Source organism: Planococcus lenghuensis (assembly GCF_001999905.1).
Taxonomy (GTDB): Bacteria; Bacillota; Bacilli; order Bacillales_A; family Planococcaceae; genus Indiicoccus; species Indiicoccus lenghuensis.
Genome location: NZ_CP019640.1, coordinates 2305938 through 2324818, shown reverse-complemented (window position 1 = coordinate 2324818; position 18881 = coordinate 2305938). Strand labels below are relative to the sequence as shown.

Below are 18881 nucleotides of genomic sequence, written 5' to 3'. Positions count from 1 at the left end.
ATCTAATGCAGGAATTTCATGCAACCACGATTTTTGCTGTAAAGCATAATGGCCAGTCCGCTATGTCCGGAGACGGGCAGGTGACGTTCGGAAATGCGGTCGTCATGAAACACACAGCAAAGAAAGTGAGACGCCTGTTCGATGATAAAGTCCTGGCTGGTTTTGCCGGGTCGGTGGCTGATGCGTTTACACTTTTTGAAATGTTTGAAGCTAAGCTGACGGAATACAACGGAAACCTCCGGCGTGCTGCCGTGGAACTGGCGAAACAATGGCGCGGTGATAAGATGCTCCGTCAGCTTGAAGCGATGCTGATCGTCATGAACGAAGATCAGTTGCTGCTCGTATCCGGAACCGGTGAAGTGATTGAACCGGATGATGGCATCCTGGCGATCGGATCCGGCGGGAATTATGCGCTTGCAGCCGGCCGTGCCCTGAAGAAATACGCCGGTGACCGTCTGACGGCAGCGGAAATTGCACAGTCAGCTCTTGAAACTGCCGCAGATATCTGTGTATACACAAACCATCAAATCGTATTGGAGGAACTGTCATAATGAATAAAGGACAATCCATGACTCCAAGAGAAATATCAGATCATCTTGATCGTTATATTGTTGGTCAGAAAGATGCGAAGCGGGCAGTGGCAGTAGCGCTGCGAAACCGCTATCGCCGCAGTCAATTGAGCGAGGACATGCAGGAGGAAGTCATTCCGAAGAACATTCTGATGATCGGTCCGACGGGTGTCGGGAAGACAGAGATTGCCCGGCGGATCGCACGTCTGACCGGTGCACCATTTATCAAAGTGGAAGCGACGAAGTTTACGGAAGTCGGCTATGTCGGCCGCGACGTGGAATCGATGGTGCGTGATCTCGCTGAAGCTGCTGTACGGGTCGTTCGTGAAGAGCGGATGGAAGCGGTAAAAGATCAGGCGGAAAAAAATGCGGAAGAACGGATTGTGAAATTGCTCGCTCCTTCCATGAGCAAAAAGCAGAATGCCGGCAATCCGTTTGAAATGCTGTTTGGACAAAAGACGGAACAAGAAGGCTTCGATGCGGAAGCTGAAGTGGAAGTGCGCGTGAAACGCCGCCAGCTTGCAGCAGACCTGAAGGCGGGAAAACTTGAAGAAGAATGGCTGACAGCGGAAGTGGCTGAACAAATGCCATCCATGTTTGATGCTCTTCAAGGGTCGGGTATGGAGCACATGGGAGCGAATATGCAGGACGCCCTGTCATCTCTTATGCCAAAGAAAAAGAAAAAACGCCGTATGCAAGTAAAAGAAGCCCGTCGTGTACTGACAGCCGAGGAAGCGGATAAACTTGTGGACGATGAAGATATTTCGCAGGAAGCAGTGCGCCGTACGGAACAGCACGGCATTATCTTCATCGATGAAATGGACAAGATTGCCGGGAAAAACGCTTCATCTTCTGCGGATGTATCCCGGGAAGGTGTACAGCGGGATATTCTGCCGATTGTTGAGGGATCGACGGTGAATACGAAATACGGTCCGGTCAAAACAGATTACGTACTGTTTGTGGCCGCTGGCGCTTTCCATATGTCCAAGCCATCGGATCTCATTCCGGAACTGCAGGGGCGTTTTCCGATTCGCGTTGAATTGCAGAAACTCAGCGTTGATGACTTCGTCAAGATTCTGACCGAGCCAAAGCATTCGCTCATTCAGCAGTATAAAGCGCTTCTGGAAACCGAAGATGTCAAAGTGAATTTCACGGACGAAGCGATTGTCCGCATTGCAGAAATAGCGCATGATGTGAATCAGGATACTGATAATATCGGGGCCCGGCGGCTGCATACCATTCTGGAGCGCCTGCTCGAGGAATTGTCGTTCGAAGCGGCAGAAATAGCCCCGGCGGAAATCGATATCACTCCGCATTACGTGGATTCCAAACTTGCAGACGTGGCAAAGAATAAAGATTTGTCACAATTTATCCTGTAACCAAATCGTTTCAGTTTTCAAGAAGATTAAAAACCTTTAGAATAATTAATAAATACGGAGATTTTGTAGGAGGACCATTCAAATGAGTTTATTAGAAAAAACAAGAACGATCAATTCGATGCTTCAGGCATCAGCCGGGAAGTCGGTCAGCTTTAACGATATGGCTGATACGCTCAGCAATGTCATCGAGTGTAACGTGTTTGTCGTGAGCCGCAGAGGGAAGCTTCTCGGAATCGCTATCAATCAGCAGATTGAGAATGACCGGATGAAGGATATGCTGGAACAGCGGCAATTCCCGGAAGCGTATACGAAGAATCTGTTCAATGTAAGCGAAACATCTTCCAACTTGACGATTGACAGCGAGTACACGGCGTTTCCCGTGGAGAACCGCGAGTTTTTCCAAGATGGCCTGACGACAATCGTGCCGATCAACGGTGGCGGAGAGCGTCTTGGCACACTGATTCTTGCCCGGGTGAAAACGAAGTTCCAGGATGATGATCTCATCCTCGGCGAATATGGCGCAACAGTTGTCGGTATGGAAATCCTGCGTGAAAAATCCGAGCAGATCGAAGAAGAAACACGCAGCAAAGCGGTTGTGCAGATGGCCATTAGTTCGTTGTCTTACAGTGAGCTTGAAGCGATTGAACACATTTTCGATGAGCTCGACGGCAACGAAGGCCTGCTGGTCGCTTCAAAAATCGCAGACCGGGTCGGCATTACACGTTCCGTGATTGTCAATGCGCTTCGTAAGCTTGAAAGTGCCGGCGTCATCGAATCCCGTTCACTCGGCATGAAAGGCACATACATCAAAGTGCTGAACGCCAAATTCTTGGCTGAACTTGAACAATTGAAAATGAATTAATGTGATATTTTAAAGCAGGCCGCACTCTAGGTCTGCTTTTTGTTTTGCATTATCGCTGTTATTTTAAATTGAATTGACTATTTTCTAAGAAGTTCTTCCCCAAAGTCTGCTCTTGACTCGAAGAAATTACTCCATTCGGGGCGCGCTGAAAGCGAGGCAGGGAATCCCGGTGGCTTTGGCGCTATGGATTCCCGTTCATCGTCCGCGGGTGGTCCGCCAAGCTTTCTCCGCCCTTGGTGCGCTCGTCGCTTTGCTTTCAGCGCAATCAAGGCGCTGCTCCTGCACAAACTCGTCGCAAAGGGGAGAGAATTAACTGCCCTCTCCTTGACTTTCGCAGGAAGCCAGGCAAAGAATGCCGGTCTTCCTGCTTCGTCCGCCCCGTGGACCCGTCAGTGCTTGGTGCAATTGTTAATTTACCGCTTCTATCTTCTGTAAAAAAATTAGGGAATTCCTGCTTCTTTTTTAAACGGCAAGTCCCCAATTTCTATGGTGGTATGCCTTTTCTTTCACTCGATTTATAGAGGATTGGAAAAATCGGAATAGATGAGCGCCAGGTGGCGACGCCAGCGGTATCCGCACGAGCTGAAAGTCACCTGAAGCGACGGCAGGAGTTTCAGGAAGTTGAAGCAGTGCCCGCGGTAAGCGTCCACCGGAGCGGATCCATATCTGGTACCTACAATTCTTGCGAAAAGAACTGTTGAATAAAAGAATGCCCGTTTAAAAGTCTTCGGCAGATTGTTTGCAAAAATAGGTAATGCTATGTTATACTTTCAAACGGTGTTAAATACACACGTATTCTAATCCGGATTGCAGGTGCCTGTATGGGTCACGGTCCGGGCGTGAGGAATGCGGAGGAAACTAAAAACCTGTAGGAGGAAACAAACATGTCAGTAGTATCAATGAAACAACTGCTTGAAGCTGGTGTACACTTCGGTCACCAGACACGCCGTTGGAACCCGAAAATGAAGAAATACATTTTCGTAGAACGTAACGGGATTTACATCATCGACCTTCAGAAAACAGTGCGTAAGCTGGAAGAAGCTTACAACTACATGAAGCAAGTCGGCGAAGAAGGCGGAAAAGTATTATTCGTCGGCACGAAAAAACAGGCACAGGATGCAATCCGTGAAGAAGCGGAACGTTCTGGAAATTACTACATCAACCAGCGGTGGTTGGGTGGTACGCTCACAAACTTCGGTACAATCCAGAAGCGCGTAAAGCGCATGAAGGACATTGAGCGCATGGAAGAAGACGGCACATTTGACGTTCTTCCGAAGAAAGAAGTCGTTCAGCTGAATAAAGAGCACGAGCGCCTCGTGAAATTCCTTGGCGGTATCCGCGACATGAACGGTCTTCCGGACGTAATGTTCGTCGTTGACCCACGCAAAGAACGCATTGCTGTTGCAGAAGCAATGAAGCTGAACATTCCGATCGTCGGAATCGTTGACACAAACTGTGATCCGGACGAAATCGATTATGTCATCCCTGCAAATGATGACGCGATCCGTGCAGTCAAATTGCTGACAGGCAAAATGGCGGATGCTTTGATCGAATCTAAACAAGGTGAAGAAGAAGAAGCTCCAGCTGAAGCTGCTGAGTAATTCACAAGCACCATCAGGTGATAAGCGGCTAAACCCCTTATCGCCTTTTTTTGAGAAAATATCCCAAGGAGGAATAGACAATGGCAGTTACAGCACAAATGGTAAAAGAATTGCGTGGAAAAACAGGTGCAGGCATGATGGACTGTAAAAAAGCGCTTGTTGAAACTGACGGCAATATGGATGCAGCGGTTGATTTCCTGCGTGAAAAAGGTCTTTCAAGCGCTTCGAAGAAAGCAGACCGCGTAGCAGCAGAAGGCGTCGTCTCCATTTTAGAGAGAGACAATGAAGCAGTCATTTATGAAGTGAATGCAGAAACGGATTTCGTTGCGAAAAATGAAGGGTTCCAGACACTCGTTTCGGAACTCGGCGAACACTTGCTGGCAACAAAACCGGCAACCATCGAGGAAGCTCTTGCATCTGAAATGGATAACGGCTCAACTGTTGACAATCACATCTCCAATGCAATCGCTAAAATCGGCGAAAAAATCAATCTTCGCCGCTTCGTGATCCTTACGAAGACTGACAATGACGCATTCGGTGCTTACCTTCACATGGGCGGCCGCATCGGTGTGCTCGTTGAACTGGAAGGTTCTACGGACGAAGAAGCTGCACGCGGCGTAGCGATGCATGTAGCAGCACTGAACCCGAAATATGTATCACGTGACCAGGTTTCTGAAGAAGAAGTGGAGCGTGAGCGCAAAGTACTGACAGAACAGGCGCTGAATGAAGGGAAACCTGAAAACATCGTTGCGAAGATGGTCGAAGGCCGCCTTGGCAAATACTTTGAAGAAATCTGTCTCCTGGACCAGGCATTTGTGCGTAATTCCGATCAGAAAGTGCGCGATTTCGTGCAGTCAACTGGCGGAAAAATCAAAGGCTTCGTACGCTATGAAGTGGGCGAAGGCATTGAAAAACGCCAAGATAACTTCGCAGAAGAAGTTATGAGCCAAGTCAACAAAGGATAAAGCAGATGTTAATAGGGGACACATCCGTGTTCCCTATTTTTCAAGTAAATGTGTGATGGAGGGTACCGATGAGTGTTCAACAGTACAAACGAATCGTTCTGAAACTGAGCGGGGAAGCAATGGCCGGCGATAAAGGTTTCGGGTTATCTCCTGAAATCATCAAGAATGTCGCGGCGCAGGTTAAAGAAGTGGTGGAAATGGGTGTGGAAGTCGCAGTGGTTGTCGGCGGCGGAAATATCTGGCGTGGCAAGATCGGATCAGAAATGGGCATGGACCGTGCAACAGCTGATTACATGGGAATGCTTGCAACCGTCATGAATTCTCTCGCACTGCAGGATTCGCTCGAAAACCAGGGAGTTGAATCGCGCGTACTGTCTTCTATTGAAATGCGCCAGGTTGCAGAGCCGTACATCCGCCGGCGGGCTATCCGGCATCTTGAGAAAAAGCGGGTTGTCATATTTGCAGCCGGTACCGGAAACCCATACTTTTCGACAGATACCACGGCCGCATTGCGAGCAGCAGAAATTGAAGCAGATGTGATTTTGATGGCGAAGAACAATGTTGATGGCGTTTACTCTGCCGATCCACAGCAAGATGAAAATGCTGTCAAATACGCAGAACTATCATACCTGGAAGTGATTCAGAGAGGGCTGCAGGTCATGGATTCCACAGCTTCTACGCTCTGTATGGATAATGATATTCCGCTCGTCGTGTTCTCACTCATGGAAAATGGTAATATTAAAAAAGCGGCACTTGGTGAAAAAATCGGAACTACCGTCAGGAGGTCAGTATAATGCCGAAAACAATCATGCAGCAGTCCAAAGACAGAATGTCAAAAGCAATCCAGGCATACTCGCGGGAATTGGCATCTATCCGTGCGGGACGTGCCAGTGCATCATTGCTCGATAAAATTACAGTCGATTACTACGGTGCTCCAACACCGATCAATCAAGTTGCGGGCATCTCCACTCCGGAAGCCCGGCTGCTGGTTATCCAGCCGTATGATAAAAGTGTAACCGGCGAAATCGAAAAAGCGATCCTGAAGTCCGACATTGGCCTTTCGCCGGCAAGCGATGGAAATATCATCCGGCTGGCTGTGCCTGCCCTTACTGAAGAGCGGCGTAAAGAGCTGGTCAAACAAGTGAAGAAAGAGGCGGAGGAAGCGAAAGTTGCGATCCGCAACATCCGCCGTGATGCCAATGACGACTTGAAGAAGCTTGAGAAAAAAGGCGAAATTACGGAAGATGATCTTCGCGGCTATTCTGATGATGTTCAGAAAATGACAGATTCGAGTATTGCCGAAATCGATTCCATTGCGCAAAATAAAGAAAAAGAAGTCCTGGAAGTGTAAGAGAACTTCTTCCGTCTTAAAACGTCCTGAATATCAGGGCGTTTTTTGCTGCCTGTTGAAATTTGACAGGTAAATCAGGGGGCATACGCATCTGATTTTTGTTATGATAAACAATAGACTTGCGTACGTGCATGTATCGGAGGAAAACAGTTATGTTTGAAAAGTTGCTGAAGCGAAAAGAATCGTCAGCCGATACAGACCGGCTGACAGCTGCCTTGGAGGAAAAAGTGCCGGCGCACATTGCTATTATTATGGACGGTAACGGACGCTGGGCGAAAATGCGCGGCCTTCCGCGGATTGCCGGCCATCATGAGGGAATGAAAACGGTCCGCAGAATTACGAAGCTTGCCAGCCGGATGGGAGTGGAAGTGCTGACGCTTTATGCGTTTTCAACGGAAAACTGGAAACGGCCGAAAACGGAAGTGGATTTTCTTATGCGGCTGCCGGAAGAGTTCCTGTCTTCTTATCTTCCTGAGCTGGTGGAGGAAAATGTGCGGGTTGTCATGATGGGCGAACAAGATAAACTCCCGCCTCATACAAAAAAAGCGGTGCATCGGGCGATTCATGACACGCAACATAACACGGGATTGGTGCTGAATTTCGCTTTGAATTATGGAAGCCGGTCGGAAATCGCGGATGCGGTCCGGGAACTGGCAGCTGAAGCTGCTGCCGGATTGCTGAATCCGGAAGACGTCACGGAGCAACACATAACGGACCGGCTGATGACCGGCGCTCTGCCGGAACCTGACCTGCTGATTCGGACAAGCGGTGAAGTCCGGCTGAGCAACTTCATGCTTTGGCAGCTGGCGTATACAGAATTTTGGTTTACGGAAACATTATGGCCTGATTTTGACAGTGACAGCATGCTCGATGCCATAGAAAACTACCAGCGGCGCAACCGACGGTACGGGGGATTGAAAGGAGACGAAGCGACATGAAACAGCGCATTGTTACCGGTTTGATTGCTGCCGGCTTATTTATCCCTTTCGTACTGATCGGCGGCCTGCCGTTCACCGTGCTGGTCTATGCCCTGGCTGCGATTGCGCTGCAGGAGCTGCTGCGTATGAAAGGCCAGTATTTGCTCAGCATCAGCGGGCTTATTTCATTAGCGCTTATGTTTTCGCTGCTGATTCCGTCTCATTGGACGGATATCCTATATATCTATACCGACTATAAGAAAATCGATTTCGCCTTTTTTGCAGTGCTGCTGCTGCTTATACATACGGTTGTGGTGAAAAATACATTTACATTCGAAGATGCGGCTCTTTCAATATTAGGAACACTTTATATCGGCATCGGGTTCTTCTATTTTATTGAAACACGCAACGCTGGATTGGAATACATTGTCTATGCCCTGCTTGTCGTATGGTCCACCGATTCAGGGGCTTACTTCACTGGAAGAAAAATCGGCAAGCGAAAGCTGTGGCCGCAAATTTCACCGAATAAGACCATTGAGGGATTCATCGGAGGCATTGTTTGGGCAGTTGCGGCGGCTTTGCTGCTTGACTGGTTCGTGGATCTGGAAGGCTCTGTGCTGATTCTGGTCGGGGTCACCATTGCTGCCGCTAGTTTCGGTCAGCTGGGGGATTTAGTGGAATCAGCACTGAAGCGGCATTTCGGCGTCAAGGATTCCGGAACAATCCTGCCTGGCCATGGCGGCATGCTCGACCGGTTTGACAGCCTGCTATTCGTCTTGCCGCTTCTGCATTTTTTACATTTTATATAGAGAGGCTGAGAATTGATGACACAAAAAGTTATACTGCTCGGAGCAACCGGCTCGATCGGTCTGCAGACAGCAGATGTGATCCGAGAGCATCGGGAGCTGTTTGAACTGACTGCCTTCTCTGCCGGCAGGAACATGGAAGAGACCCGAAAGCTGATCGAAGAATTCAAGCCGCAGGCGGTATGTGTACTGGGTGAACAGGATGCAGCCGATCTCCGCAGCCATTATCCTGATCTGGATGTGCTTGCCGGACAGACTGGACTGAACGAGATTGCTGTATATGATGCAGATGTGCTGGTCAGTGCAGTGACCGGCTCGATCGGTCTTGAACCGACGCTGGCGGCAATCCGGCTCGGCAGAAAAATAGCACTTGCCAATAAAGAGACGCTCGTAACAGCAGGCCATCTTGTTATGCGGGAAGCCCGTAAATATGGAGCGGTCATTCTGCCGGTGGACAGCGAACATTCAGCCCTGTTTCAAGCGCTGAACGGTGAAAAGCGGGAACAGGCGACGAAGTTGATTCTGACTGCTTCCGGCGGGAGTTTCCGGGACCGGACCCGCAATGAGCTGCAGGGAGTTACAGTAAAGGAAGCGTTGAATCATCCCAATTGGTCCATGGGAGCCAAAATTACAATCGATTCAGCCACGATGGCGAATAAAGGTCTCGAAGTCATTGAAGCACATGTGCTGTTCGATTTTCCTTATGATGACATCGAAGTGCTGCTTCACAGAGAAAGTATCATTCATTCCATGGTCGAGTTCCGTGATACAGGAGTCATGGCGCAGCTCGGCACACCCGATATGCGTGTGCCGATCCAGTATGCGCTCACGTTTCCCGACAGACTGCCTCGCCGCAATGCAGCCAGACTGGATTTAGCTGCTATCGGCAAATTGAATTTCCAGGAAATGGACTACGATCGGTACCGGGCGCTGCAGCTTGCATTTGATGCCGGCCGTGCAGGCGGCACGATGACCACCGTCTACAATGCGGCAAATGAAGAAGCGGTCGCTCAATTTTTAAATGAACGCATTGATTTCCTTCAGATTGAAGAAATCATTAGCCGGGCAATGGCTGCTCATACGCCTGCTGCTGCGCCAGGACTCGAAGAGATTCTCGAAGTCGACGCAAATACAAGAAAATCTGTCCGGAACATGCTAAAATAGCTTAAGATTTAAACCGATAACGGTTAAAGGATGGGTTTGGTATGGAAACAGTTATTTCGTTTGCGCTGGTTTTCGGATCCCTCGTGTTCTTTCATGAACTGGGGCATTTCATATTTGCAAAACGGGCCGGCATTCTGGTGCGTGAGTTCGCCATTGGGTTTGGTCCTAAGATTCTCGGCATCACAAAAGGTGAGACTTTATATACCATACGCCTATTGCCATTTGGCGGTTATGTCCGCATGGCAGGCGAGGACTTCGATACAGTCCGTATTCAGCCCGGTCACCGGGTGGGTCTGCTGCTCAATAAAGACGGAGAAGCCGAACGGGTTGTCTTGAACCAGAAGAAAGAGTATCCGGACGTCCTGTTCCTTGAAGTGGAAGAGGCGGACCTGGAACGGGAATTGTACATCAAAGGCTATGATGAAGAAGATCAATTTCTGCGTATTCCGGTAGCACGGGATGCGGTCATCGAGGAGAATGGCAACGAAACACAGCTTGCTCCGTTTGATCGGCAATTCGGTTCCAAAAATGTGCTTCAGCGGTTTTTGACCATTTTTGCAGGACCGTTCTTCAATTTCATTTTAGCATTCCTGATTTTCACGGCCCTCGGTCTGTTCCAAGGCGTTCCGACAAATGAACCGATCGTTACAGAAGTGACGGAAGACAGCCCGGCTGCAGCAGCCGGACTTGAAGGCGGCGATTTGGTGACCGCTATTGACAGCGAGCCGGTTGATTCCTGGAACGACCTGGTGGGTGTGGTGCAGGAGAATCCTGAAAATACACTTAACTTCACAGTCGAGCGGGATGGGGAAGTGTTGGACCTGGCGATTACGCCGGAACGTATGCAGCCTGAAGGCGCTCCGGAAGAAGTGGGTGTGATCGGCGTCATGTATATGAGTCCTTTTGAGAAAGACCCCATAGGAGCTATCGCGTATGGTGCAGAACAGACCGTGTTCTGGTTCAAGGAAATTATCCGGCTGCTCGGCATGCTCGTAACCGGACAATTTACCATTGATGCACTTGCCGGTCCGGTCGGCATCTATAAAACCACCGAAACCGTCGTGCAGGAATATGGCATCTATACCCTTATGGGATTTGCAGGTATGCTGAGCATCAACCTTGGCATCATGAACCTGCTGCCTCTTCCGGCACTTGATGGCGGCAGACTGGTGTTCTTTCTTATCGAAGCGGTCCGGGGGAAACCGGTGGACCGCCAGAAGGAAGGCATGGTTCATTTCGTTGGCATCATGCTGCTCTTGATGCTGATGATCATCGTGACCTGGAATGATATCCAGCGATTCTTTTTCTAACATCGGCAATCCGGTGTCTGCATCTTGCCGATCAGTGTAAGATGCACACCCCCGGCTTTGCCTTGAATTTAAACACTAGTCGATTGAGGTGCATGACATGAGGCAGACATTAACATTTATTCCGACTCTCCGGGAAACTCCGGCAGATGCGGACGCAAAATCCCATCAGATGCTGCTGCGGGCAGGATTCATCCGTCAGAATACAAGCGGCGTCTATTCGTTCCTGCCACTCGGCAAACGGGTGCTGCAGAAAGTGGAAGAAATCATCCGGGAAGAGATGCAGAACGTGAACAGTGTTGAAGTGTTCCTCCCGGCATTGCAACAGGCAGAACTGTGGCAGGAGACGGGCCGCTGGTACTCATATGGACCGGAACTGATGCGCCTGAGAGACCGGCATGACCGGGAATTTGCGCTGGGGGCAACACATGAAGAAGTAATTACATCCCTGCTGCGCGATGAGATTAAATCCTATAAGAAACTTCCGCTCAACCTGTTCCAGATCCAAAGCAAATTCCGGGATGAAAAACGCCCGCGTTTCGGTTTGCTGCGCGGCCGGGAATTTCTGATGAAAGATGCATATTCCTTCCATGCTACACCGGAAAGTCTGGATGCGACTTATGAAGACATGCGGCAGGCATATACGAATATCTTTACCCGGCTCGGCTTGAATTTCCGGGCAGTCATTGCAGACTCCGGTGCAATCGGAGGAAAAGACAACCATGAATTCATGGTGCTGTCCGACATTGGAGAAGATATCATCGCATATTCGGATAGTTCTCCGTATGCGGCCAATATCGAAATGGCAGAAGTGAACGTAACGTATCCGAAGAGTGTGGAGAGCCCGAAAGCCATGGAAAAAGTGGCGACACCGGATCAGAAAACGATCAGTGAAGTCGCAGCGTTTCTTGGCGCTTCTCCTGAACAATGCATTAAAACACTGGTCTTTAAAGCGGATGATGCGTATGCAATTATTCTGGCCCGCGGTGATCATGATATCAATGATATTAAAGTGAAGCATGCACTGGGAGTTAAGACTGCAGAACTTGCTTCTGCTGAAGAAGTGCAGAATCTCCTGTCTGCCGAGATTGGTTCAGTCGGCCCTGTTCAGCTGCCGTCGGATGTAAAAGTATATGCGGATCATGCCGTCAAATCCATCGTCAATGGCATTGCCGGCGCAAACGAGACCGGGTATCATTTTATCAATGTAACCCCGGAACAGGATTTCTCCATTGATCAATACGCTGATTTGCGTTTTATCCAGGAGGGAGATGCATCACCTGACGGACAGGGGATCATCCAGTTTGCCAAAGGGATCGAAGTGGGACATGTGTTCAAACTCGGTACAACGTACAGTGAACCGATGGAAGCGACGTTCCTGAATGATCAGGGGAAAGCGAAACCTTACCTCATGGGCTGCTATGGAATCGGGGTATCCCGTGTTCTGGCAGCAGTGGCAGAGCAATTCCAGGATGACGCCGGGTTCCAGTGGCCGATTGCTGTTGCTCCGTATGCAATTCATCTCGTCCCGATAAACATGAAAGATGATACACAGCGGGAGTTGGCTGAGGATTTGTATAAACTCATGAAGGACTATCGCTATGAAGTTCTTTTGGACGACCGGCCGGAACGTGCCGGTGTGAAATTTGCGGATGCCGATCTGATCGGCATTCCGGTACGGGTGACGATCGGCAAACGGGCATCGGAAGGCATTCTGGAAGTGAAGAACCGCAGAACCGGTGAAACTTTCGAGTGGCAGCGGGAAGAGCTGCTTGACCGGATTCAACAGATGCTTTCAAGATAACGATGACTGGGGCAGAAGGGAAAGTACATCCGGTACTTTCCTTTCTTTTTCTACTTTTTTGAAACGAAGGGGATAATAATGACAACACAAGAAGATACAACCGGACGTTTTAGGCTGCTGCTTCAGCATCTGGATCTCACAGATGATACACATATGCCATTTTTTGAAAAAGCGGAACTCAAACGAATGACAGTCCACAAACGGGAACGGAAATGGAAATTTCTGATCCGGCTGGAAAAGCCGCTTCCGGTTGAATTGTACCGGTTACTGAAAACCCGGCTTCATGAAGTGTTTGCACCGATTGCTGATGTCCAGCTACATATTGAGTCGGCAAGCGATGAGTTTGATCCGGTTCTTCTGACCGATTATTACCGGGAAGTAATCGAAGAACTCCAGGATATGGCACCGCCGCTGCGGGAGCGGTTGGCTGCCCAGCAGCCGGTCTTCAGCGGCCGGAAAATGCTGCTGACCTGTCGGCATGAACATGAAATGATGGCGCTTCGTTCCAAATACGGAGAAAAACTGGCAATGGTTTATCAGCAATTAGGCCTCCCGATGATTCAGATTGAGTTCCAGATTGAAGAAGAGACGGACGGAGCAGCACAGGCGGCACATGAAGCGTTTCTTGCGGAACGGCAAGCTGAAGAAGCGGAAATGGCAAGAAAAGCATTGGCAGATATTCAAAAACGGGAAAAAGAGCGCAAAAATGATGATGGGCCTGCCGGACCGTTCCAGCTCGGCATTCCGATCAAGCCGGAAGAACAGATCACAGAAATCAAACTCATTCAGGATGAGGAACGGCGCGTAACCGTGGAGGGTTATGTGTTTGATGCGGAGGTGCGGGAACTTCGCAGCGGCCGGTCGCTTCTTACAGTGAAAATCACCGATTACACCGATTCCATCTTGGTTAAAATGTTCTCGCGGGACAAAGAAGATGCTGAGCTGATGGCGAAAGCGAAAAAAGGGATGTGGATCCGGGCGCGCGGTTCTATTCAAATGGATACATTTGTCCGGGATCTCGTCATGATGGCGCAGGATATGACGGAAATCAAGCGGGAGATCCAGCGGGATACTGCTCCCGAAAAACGGATCGAGCTTCATGCGCATACACCGATGAGTCAAATGGATGCTGTGTCATCAGTCGATGCGCTCGTGGCCCGTGCTGCAGCATGGGGACATCCGGCCATTGCGATCACAGACCATGCGGGTGTGCAGTCATTTCCGGATGCGTATGCAGCGGGCCAGAAATACGGCGTCGACATCATCTATGGACTTGAAGCGAATCTCGTCAATGACGGGGTGCCGATTGCAAAAGAAGAACGGCATGCTCTTCTGAAAGAAGAAACGTTTGTTGTGTTCGACGTGGAAACGACCGGACTTTCTGCCGCTTATGACACAATCATTGAACTTGCGGCCGTGAAGATCCAAGGTGGAAATATCGTGGATAAGTTTGAACGATTTGCCAATCCGCATCATGCGCTATCTGCGACAACCGTTGAATTGACGGGCATTACGGATGATATGGTCAAAGATGCACCGGAAGTGGAAGAAGTGATTCGTGAGTACCATGACTGGGCAGGCGATCACATTATGGTTGCCCACAATGCGTCATTCGATATGGGGTTTCTGTATCAGTCCTATAAACGGTTTGGCATTGACACTGTTCATGCGACTATCGATACGCTCGAGCTTGCCCGGATGCTTCATCCGGAGATGAAGAATCACCGGCTAAACACGCTGGCCAAAAAATTCAATATCGAATTGACCCAGCATCACCGGGCGATTTACGATACGGAAGCAACGGCGTATCTTCTGGATCATTTGCTGAAAGAAGCGCAGGAAAAAGGCCTTCATTATCATGATCAGCTGAATGACTATGTCGGGACAGGTGACAGCTACAAGCGGGCCCGGCCTTCTCATTGCACACTTCTTGCAAAAGATGCGGAAGGGCTGAAGAATTTATTCAAACTTGTGTCCGCTTCGCACATCGATTATTTTTACCGGGTGCCCCGGATTCCGCGTACCCTCCTTCAAAAGCACCGGAAAGGGCTATTGGTCGGTTCCGGCTGTGATAAAGGAGAAGTGTTCGAAGCGGTCATGCAAAAATCCGTGGATGACGCGATTAATGCAGCTGAGTTCTACGATTACCTGGAAGTGCATCCGAAAGACGTGTATGCCCATCTTATTGAGTTGGAACTTGTCCGGGATGAATGGAATCTGGAAGACATTATCCGAAAACTTGTAAAAGTGGCAGATAAGACAGGGAAACCGCTCGTTGCGACCGGTAATGTCCATTATGTGGATCCAACGGATGCGACGTACCGGCAGATTCTGATCGGTTCGCAAGGTGGGGCGAATCCGCTGAATCGCCATAAATTGCCGGAAGTGCATTTCCGTTCAACGGATGAGATGCTGAAAGCATTCGACTTTCTCGGAATGGAAAAAGCGCGTGAACTGGTAGTGGAAAACCCACATAAAGTTGCGGGCATGATCGGAGACGTTAAGCCGATCCGGGATGAACTTTATACCCCGAAGATCGATGGAGCCGATGATGAGATCCGTGAACTCAGTTATGGAATGGCCAGAAAGATTTACGGGGATCCGATTCCGGAGATCGTGGAAGCGCGCCTTGAGAAAGAATTGAAGTCCATTATCGGCCATGGGTTTTCAGTCATTTACTTGATTTCACATAAATTGGTGAAAAAGTCTTTGGATGATGGCTATCTCGTCGGATCGCGGGGATCTGTCGGTTCATCCTTTGTCGCTACTATGACGGAGATCACTGAAGTGAATCCGCTGCCGCCGCATTATATTTGCCCGGCCTGTAAAAAAGCGGAATTCTTTACAGATGGCTCGGTCGGTTCCGGTTTTGACTTAGATGACAAGGAATGTCCGGACTGCCAGATTCCGTACAGGAAAGACGGACAGGATATTCCGTTTGAAACATTCCTTGGATTTAAGGGAGATAAAGTTCCCGACATCGACTTGAATTTCAGCGGTGAATATCAGCCTGTAGCGCATAACTATACGAAAGAACTGTTCGGGGAGGATTATGTATATCGGGCAGGGACGATCGGGACAGTGGCAGAAAAGACGGCATATGGCTATGTGCGCGGCTACTCGAATGATCATGATATAACATTCCGCGGGGCTGAAATCGACCGGCTCGTACAAGGTTGCACCGGTGTGAAACGGAGTACCGGCCAGCATCCGGGCGGAATCATCGTTGTCCCGGATTACATGGACATTTATGATTTCTCGCCAATTCAGTTTCCGGCCGATGCGCAGGATTCCGAATGGAAAACGACGCATTTCGATTTCCATTCCATCCACGATAATCTGCTGAAGCTTGATATTCTCGGTCATGATGATCCGACGGTTATCCGCATGTTGCAGGACTTGTCCGGAATCGATCCGAAAACGATTCCAACGGATGATCCGGAAGTAATGAAGATCTTCGCAGGGACGGAATCTCTCGGAGTCACTGAAGAACAGATCGGCTGTAAGACCGGCACACTCGGTATCCCGGAATTCGGCACACGTTTCGTCCGGCAGATGCTTGAAGAGACGAAGCCGTCCACTTTCTCGGAGTTGGTACAGATCTCCGGCCTGTCCCACGGTACGGATGTCTGGCTGTCAAACGCGCAGGAACTGATCCAAAACGGCACATGCCAGTTGTCTGATGTGATTGGCTGCCGGGATGATATCATGGTCTACCTGATTTACCAGGGACTTGAGCCGTCACTTGCGTTTAAGATTATGGAATCCGTCCGGAAAGGGAAAGGGCTCACGCCAGAATTCGAAGCCGCGATGAAAGAGCAGGGCGTGCCCAACTGGTACATCGCATCTTGTAAAAAAATCAAGTATATGTTCCCGAAGGCACACGCAGCTGCGTATGTATTGATGGCAGTCCGCATCGCCTATTTTAAAGTGCATTTTCCGGCGCTGTATTATGCCGCTTATTTTACCGTCCGGGCAGATGATTTCGATCTGAACGTCATGGCGAAAGGATCAAGCTCAATCCGTGCATCCGTGCAGGAAATCAACGCAAAAGGACTTGATGCATCCACGAAAGAGAAGAACTTGATGACCGTGCTGGAACTGGCGCTTGAAATGTGCGAGCGCGGACTGTCGTTCCAAAAAGTGGATCTCTACAAATCGTCCGCCGATGAATTCATTATTGAAGGCAATAGCCTGATTCCGCCGTTCAATGCGATTCCGGGTCTCGGTACGAACGTAGCAAGACAGATCGTAACTGCGCGCAAGGACGGGGAGTTCCTTTCGAAGGAAGACCTGCAGCAGCGCGGACGGGTTTCAAAGACGCTTATCGAGTATTTGGATGACCATGGCAGCCTTGAAGGATTACCGGACGCTAACCAGCTGTCTCTGTTCTAAAAAGTTGCTTTAAAGGCCTCCGTATGTTATTATTGCAATAACATTTGCGTCATAGCTCTGAGCAGAAGAGTGGGATCTCCCGCTCTTTTCTGTTTGTAATGGCAATTAAACTTGGCAGGAGGAAGGTATGAGCAGAATAACCGAGCAAGTTGAACAGATTGCACAGCCGATCATTAGCGGCCTGAACCTGGAGCTGGTGGATGTCGAGTTTGTGAAAGAAGGAAAGAACTGGTTCCTGCGGGTTTACGTGGATAACCCGGAAAGTACGATTGATATCGAACAATGTGCAGCGGTCAGTGAAAAACTCAGCGAGGAACTTGATGCAAGGGATCCGATCGAACAGAATTATTTTCTGGAAGTATCATCCCCCGGTGCTGAGCGGCCGCTGAAAAAAGAACGGGATTTTGCAAATGCCATCGGGAAGTACGTCTATATTAAGACATACGAGCCGATTGATGGCCTGAAGGAATTCGAAGGGTATCTTCGGCAGGCGGATGAACAGGAAGTCACAGTGGAAATCAAAATCAAGACCCGCAAAAAAACAGTGGTGATCGGCCGTGATAAAATCGCAGTGGCACGCCTTGCAATTGATTTTTCCGCCCCGCTTGACCGATAATTTAAGGAGTGACAGAATAGATGAGCAGTGATCTGCTGGATGCGCTGACAGCGCTTGAAAAACAAAAAGGAATTTCACGGGATGTCTTGATTGAGGCAATTGAAGCGGCACTTGTTACTGCTTATAAACGGAACTTCAATCAGGCCCAGAATGTCCGGGTTGATCTGAACCTGGATACAGGCACGATGCTGGTGTTTTCCCGTAAGGATGTTGTGGAAGAAGTGGAGGATGACCGCCTGCAGATTTCTTTGAATGATGCAAAAGCGATCAACCCCGCTTATGAAGAAGGGGATATCGTGGAAGAGGAAGTGACGCCCCGCAACTTCGGCCGCATTGCAGCCCAGACTGCAAAACAAGTCGTGACCCAGCGCGTACGCGAAGCGGAGCGCGGTCTGATCTTTGATGAATATGTAGATCGGGCGGACGATATTGTCAACGGCATCGTCGAACGGATGGATCCACGGAATATGTATGTCGGCCTTGGAAAAGTGGAAGCGGTTCTGCCACAGAGCGAACAAATGTCAAACGAAACATACAAACCGCATGACCGCATCAAGGTATACATCACAAAAGTGGAACGGACGACACGCGGCCCGCAGGTGTTCGTATCACGGACCCATCCGGGACTGCTGCGCCGGCTGTTCGAAAATGAAGTGCCTGAAATTTTCGAAGGTATCGTTGAGATTAAGTCGATTGCCCGGGAAGCCGGCGACCGGTCAAAGATCTCCGTCTTCGCGCATAACGAAGAAGTGGATCCGGTCGGATCCTGTGTCGGTGCCCGCGGTTCCCGGGTCCAGACAATCGTTGACGAGCTCGGTGGCGAAAAAATCGACATCGTGGAATGGTCGGAAGACCCGGTTGTCTTCGTTGCCAACGCGCTGAGCCCTTCAAAAGTGCTTGAGGTGCTGGTGAATGAAGAAGAGAAATCGACTACCGTCATTGTTCCGGATTATCAGCTCTCGCTTGCGATCGGCAAACGCGGACAGAACGCACGTCTGGCAGCGAAGCTGACAGGCTGGAAAATCGACATCAAGAGTGAGACAGATGCACGTGAATTGGGGATTTACCCGACAGGCGATGCAGATGACTTCCAAGAGGAAGAGGAGCTCGAAGATTTCAATTTCTACGGCGACGAAGAATAATTC

General features: G+C 49.5%; 15 protein-coding genes. All 15 read left to right on the top strand.

Annotated elements, in window-relative coordinates; all coding sequences use genetic code 11:
- The first annotated feature begins 5 nt into the window (after nt 1-5).
- The 15 genes from hslV to nusA all read left to right on the top strand — a co-directional run bounded on the left by hslV (nt 6) and on the right by nusA (nt 18878).
- Nucleotides 6-551, top strand: a complete 546-nt coding sequence (gene hslV, locus B0X71_RS11965; RefSeq protein WP_077589633.1) for an ATP-dependent protease subunit HslV — start codon at nt 6-8, stop codon at nt 549-551.
- Nucleotides 551-1948, top strand: coding sequence for an ATP-dependent protease ATPase subunit HslU (gene hslU, locus B0X71_RS11960; RefSeq protein WP_077589632.1), 1398 nt, complete (start codon nt 551-553; stop codon nt 1946-1948). The genes hslV and hslU overlap by 1 nt, the downstream gene beginning before the upstream one ends.
- An 82-nt stretch (nt 1949-2030) precedes the next feature.
- A complete protein-coding gene (gene codY, locus B0X71_RS11955) occupies nt 2031-2810 on the top strand; it encodes a GTP-sensing pleiotropic transcriptional regulator CodY (protein WP_077589631.1) in 780 nt (259 codons plus the stop codon).
- Between the two features lie 884 nt (nt 2811-3694).
- Nucleotides 3695-4411: a 30S ribosomal protein S2 gene (gene rpsB, locus B0X71_RS11945; RefSeq protein ID WP_077589629.1), complete on the top strand. Its 717-nt coding sequence runs from the start codon at nt 3695-3697 to the stop codon at nt 4409-4411.
- A gap of 80 nt (nt 4412-4491) precedes the next feature.
- On the top strand, nt 4492-5376 hold the full coding sequence (gene tsf / locus B0X71_RS11940; RefSeq protein ID WP_077589628.1) for a translation elongation factor Ts: 885 nt from the start codon (nt 4492-4494) through the stop codon (nt 5374-5376).
- A 68-nt stretch (nt 5377-5444) separates the two neighbouring features.
- Nucleotides 5445-6170, top strand: a complete 726-nt coding sequence (pyrH, locus tag B0X71_RS11935; protein WP_077589627.1) for a UMP kinase — start codon at nt 5445-5447, stop codon at nt 6168-6170.
- Nucleotides 6170-6727, top strand: coding sequence for a ribosome recycling factor (gene frr, locus B0X71_RS11930; RefSeq protein WP_077589626.1), 558 nt, complete (start codon nt 6170-6172; stop codon nt 6725-6727). Before pyrH ends, frr begins: the two co-directional genes overlap by 1 nt.
- 152 nt (nt 6728-6879) lie before the next feature.
- On the top strand, nt 6880-7665 hold the full coding sequence (locus B0X71_RS11925) for an undecaprenyl pyrophosphate synthase (protein ID WP_077589625.1): 786 nt from the start codon (nt 6880-6882) through the stop codon (nt 7663-7665).
- A complete protein-coding gene (locus tag B0X71_RS11920) occupies nt 7662-8453 on the top strand; it encodes a phosphatidate cytidylyltransferase (RefSeq protein ID WP_077589624.1) in 792 nt (263 codons plus the stop codon). The genes B0X71_RS11925 and B0X71_RS11920 overlap by 4 nt, the downstream gene beginning before the upstream one ends.
- A gap of 15 nt (nt 8454-8468) precedes the next feature.
- Complete coding sequence (dxr, locus tag B0X71_RS11915; protein ID WP_077589623.1) at nt 8469-9614, top strand: 1-deoxy-D-xylulose-5-phosphate reductoisomerase; 1146 nt, start codon at nt 8469-8471, stop codon at nt 9612-9614.
- A 41-nt stretch (nt 9615-9655) separates the two neighbouring features.
- The gene (gene rseP, locus B0X71_RS11910) at nt 9656-10924 is read left to right on the top strand and encodes an RIP metalloprotease RseP (protein ID WP_077589622.1); all 1269 of its coding nucleotides are present in this window, start codon (nt 9656-9658) and stop codon (nt 10922-10924) included.
- A 97-nt stretch (nt 10925-11021) separates the two neighbouring features.
- Nucleotides 11022-12725: a proline--tRNA ligase gene (locus B0X71_RS11905; RefSeq protein WP_077589621.1), complete on the top strand. Its 1704-nt coding sequence runs from the start codon at nt 11022-11024 to the stop codon at nt 12723-12725.
- Between the two features lie 78 nt (nt 12726-12803).
- Nucleotides 12804-17120: a PolC-type DNA polymerase III gene (locus B0X71_RS11900; protein ID WP_077589620.1), complete on the top strand. Its 4317-nt coding sequence runs from the start codon at nt 12804-12806 to the stop codon at nt 17118-17120.
- Between the two features lie 127 nt (nt 17121-17247).
- A complete protein-coding gene (gene rimP, locus B0X71_RS11895; RefSeq protein WP_077589619.1) occupies nt 17248-17736 on the top strand; it encodes a ribosome maturation factor RimP in 489 nt (162 codons plus the stop codon).
- A gap of 20 nt (nt 17737-17756) precedes the next feature.
- On the top strand, nt 17757-18878 hold the full coding sequence (gene nusA / locus B0X71_RS11890; protein WP_077589618.1) for a transcription termination factor NusA: 1122 nt from the start codon (nt 17757-17759) through the stop codon (nt 18876-18878).
- Nucleotides 18879-18881: the final 3 nt, after the last annotated feature.

Excerpts from the sequence above, each read along its gene's own strand:
- B0X71_RS11920 (WP_077589624.1), top strand. The coding sequence starts at position 7,662 with ATGAAACAGCGCATTGTTACCGGTTTGATTGCTGCCGGCTTATTTATC.
- hslV (WP_077589633.1), top strand. The coding sequence starts at position 6 with ATGCAGGAATTTCATGCAACCACGATTTTTGCTGTAAAGCATAATGGC.
- tsf (WP_077589628.1), top strand. The coding sequence starts at position 4,492 with ATGGCAGTTACAGCACAAATGGTAAAAGAATTGCGTGGAAAAACAGGT.
- frr (WP_077589626.1), top strand. The coding sequence starts at position 6,170 with ATGCCGAAAACAATCATGCAGCAGTCCAAAGACAGAATGTCAAAAGCA.
- rimP (WP_077589619.1), top strand. The coding sequence starts at position 17,248 with ATGAGCAGAATAACCGAGCAAGTTGAACAGATTGCACAGCCGATCATT.
- pyrH (WP_077589627.1), top strand. The coding sequence starts at position 5,445 with ATGAGTGTTCAACAGTACAAACGAATCGTTCTGAAACTGAGCGGGGAA.
- B0X71_RS11925 (WP_077589625.1), top strand. The coding sequence starts at position 6,880 with ATGTTTGAAAAGTTGCTGAAGCGAAAAGAATCGTCAGCCGATACAGAC.
- hslU (WP_077589632.1), top strand. The coding sequence starts at position 551 with ATGAATAAAGGACAATCCATGACTCCAAGAGAAATATCAGATCATCTT.
- nusA (WP_077589618.1), top strand. The coding sequence starts at position 17,757 with ATGAGCAGTGATCTGCTGGATGCGCTGACAGCGCTTGAAAAACAAAAA.
- rseP (WP_077589622.1), top strand. The coding sequence starts at position 9,656 with ATGGAAACAGTTATTTCGTTTGCGCTGGTTTTCGGATCCCTCGTGTTC.
- B0X71_RS11900 (WP_077589620.1), top strand. The coding sequence starts at position 12,804 with ATGACAACACAAGAAGATACAACCGGACGTTTTAGGCTGCTGCTTCAG.
- dxr (WP_077589623.1), top strand. The coding sequence starts at position 8,469 with ATGACACAAAAAGTTATACTGCTCGGAGCAACCGGCTCGATCGGTCTG.
- B0X71_RS11905 (WP_077589621.1), top strand. The coding sequence starts at position 11,022 with ATGAGGCAGACATTAACATTTATTCCGACTCTCCGGGAAACTCCGGCA.
- codY (WP_077589631.1), top strand. The coding sequence starts at position 2,031 with ATGAGTTTATTAGAAAAAACAAGAACGATCAATTCGATGCTTCAGGCA.
- rpsB (WP_077589629.1), top strand. The coding sequence starts at position 3,695 with ATGTCAGTAGTATCAATGAAACAACTGCTTGAAGCTGGTGTACACTTC.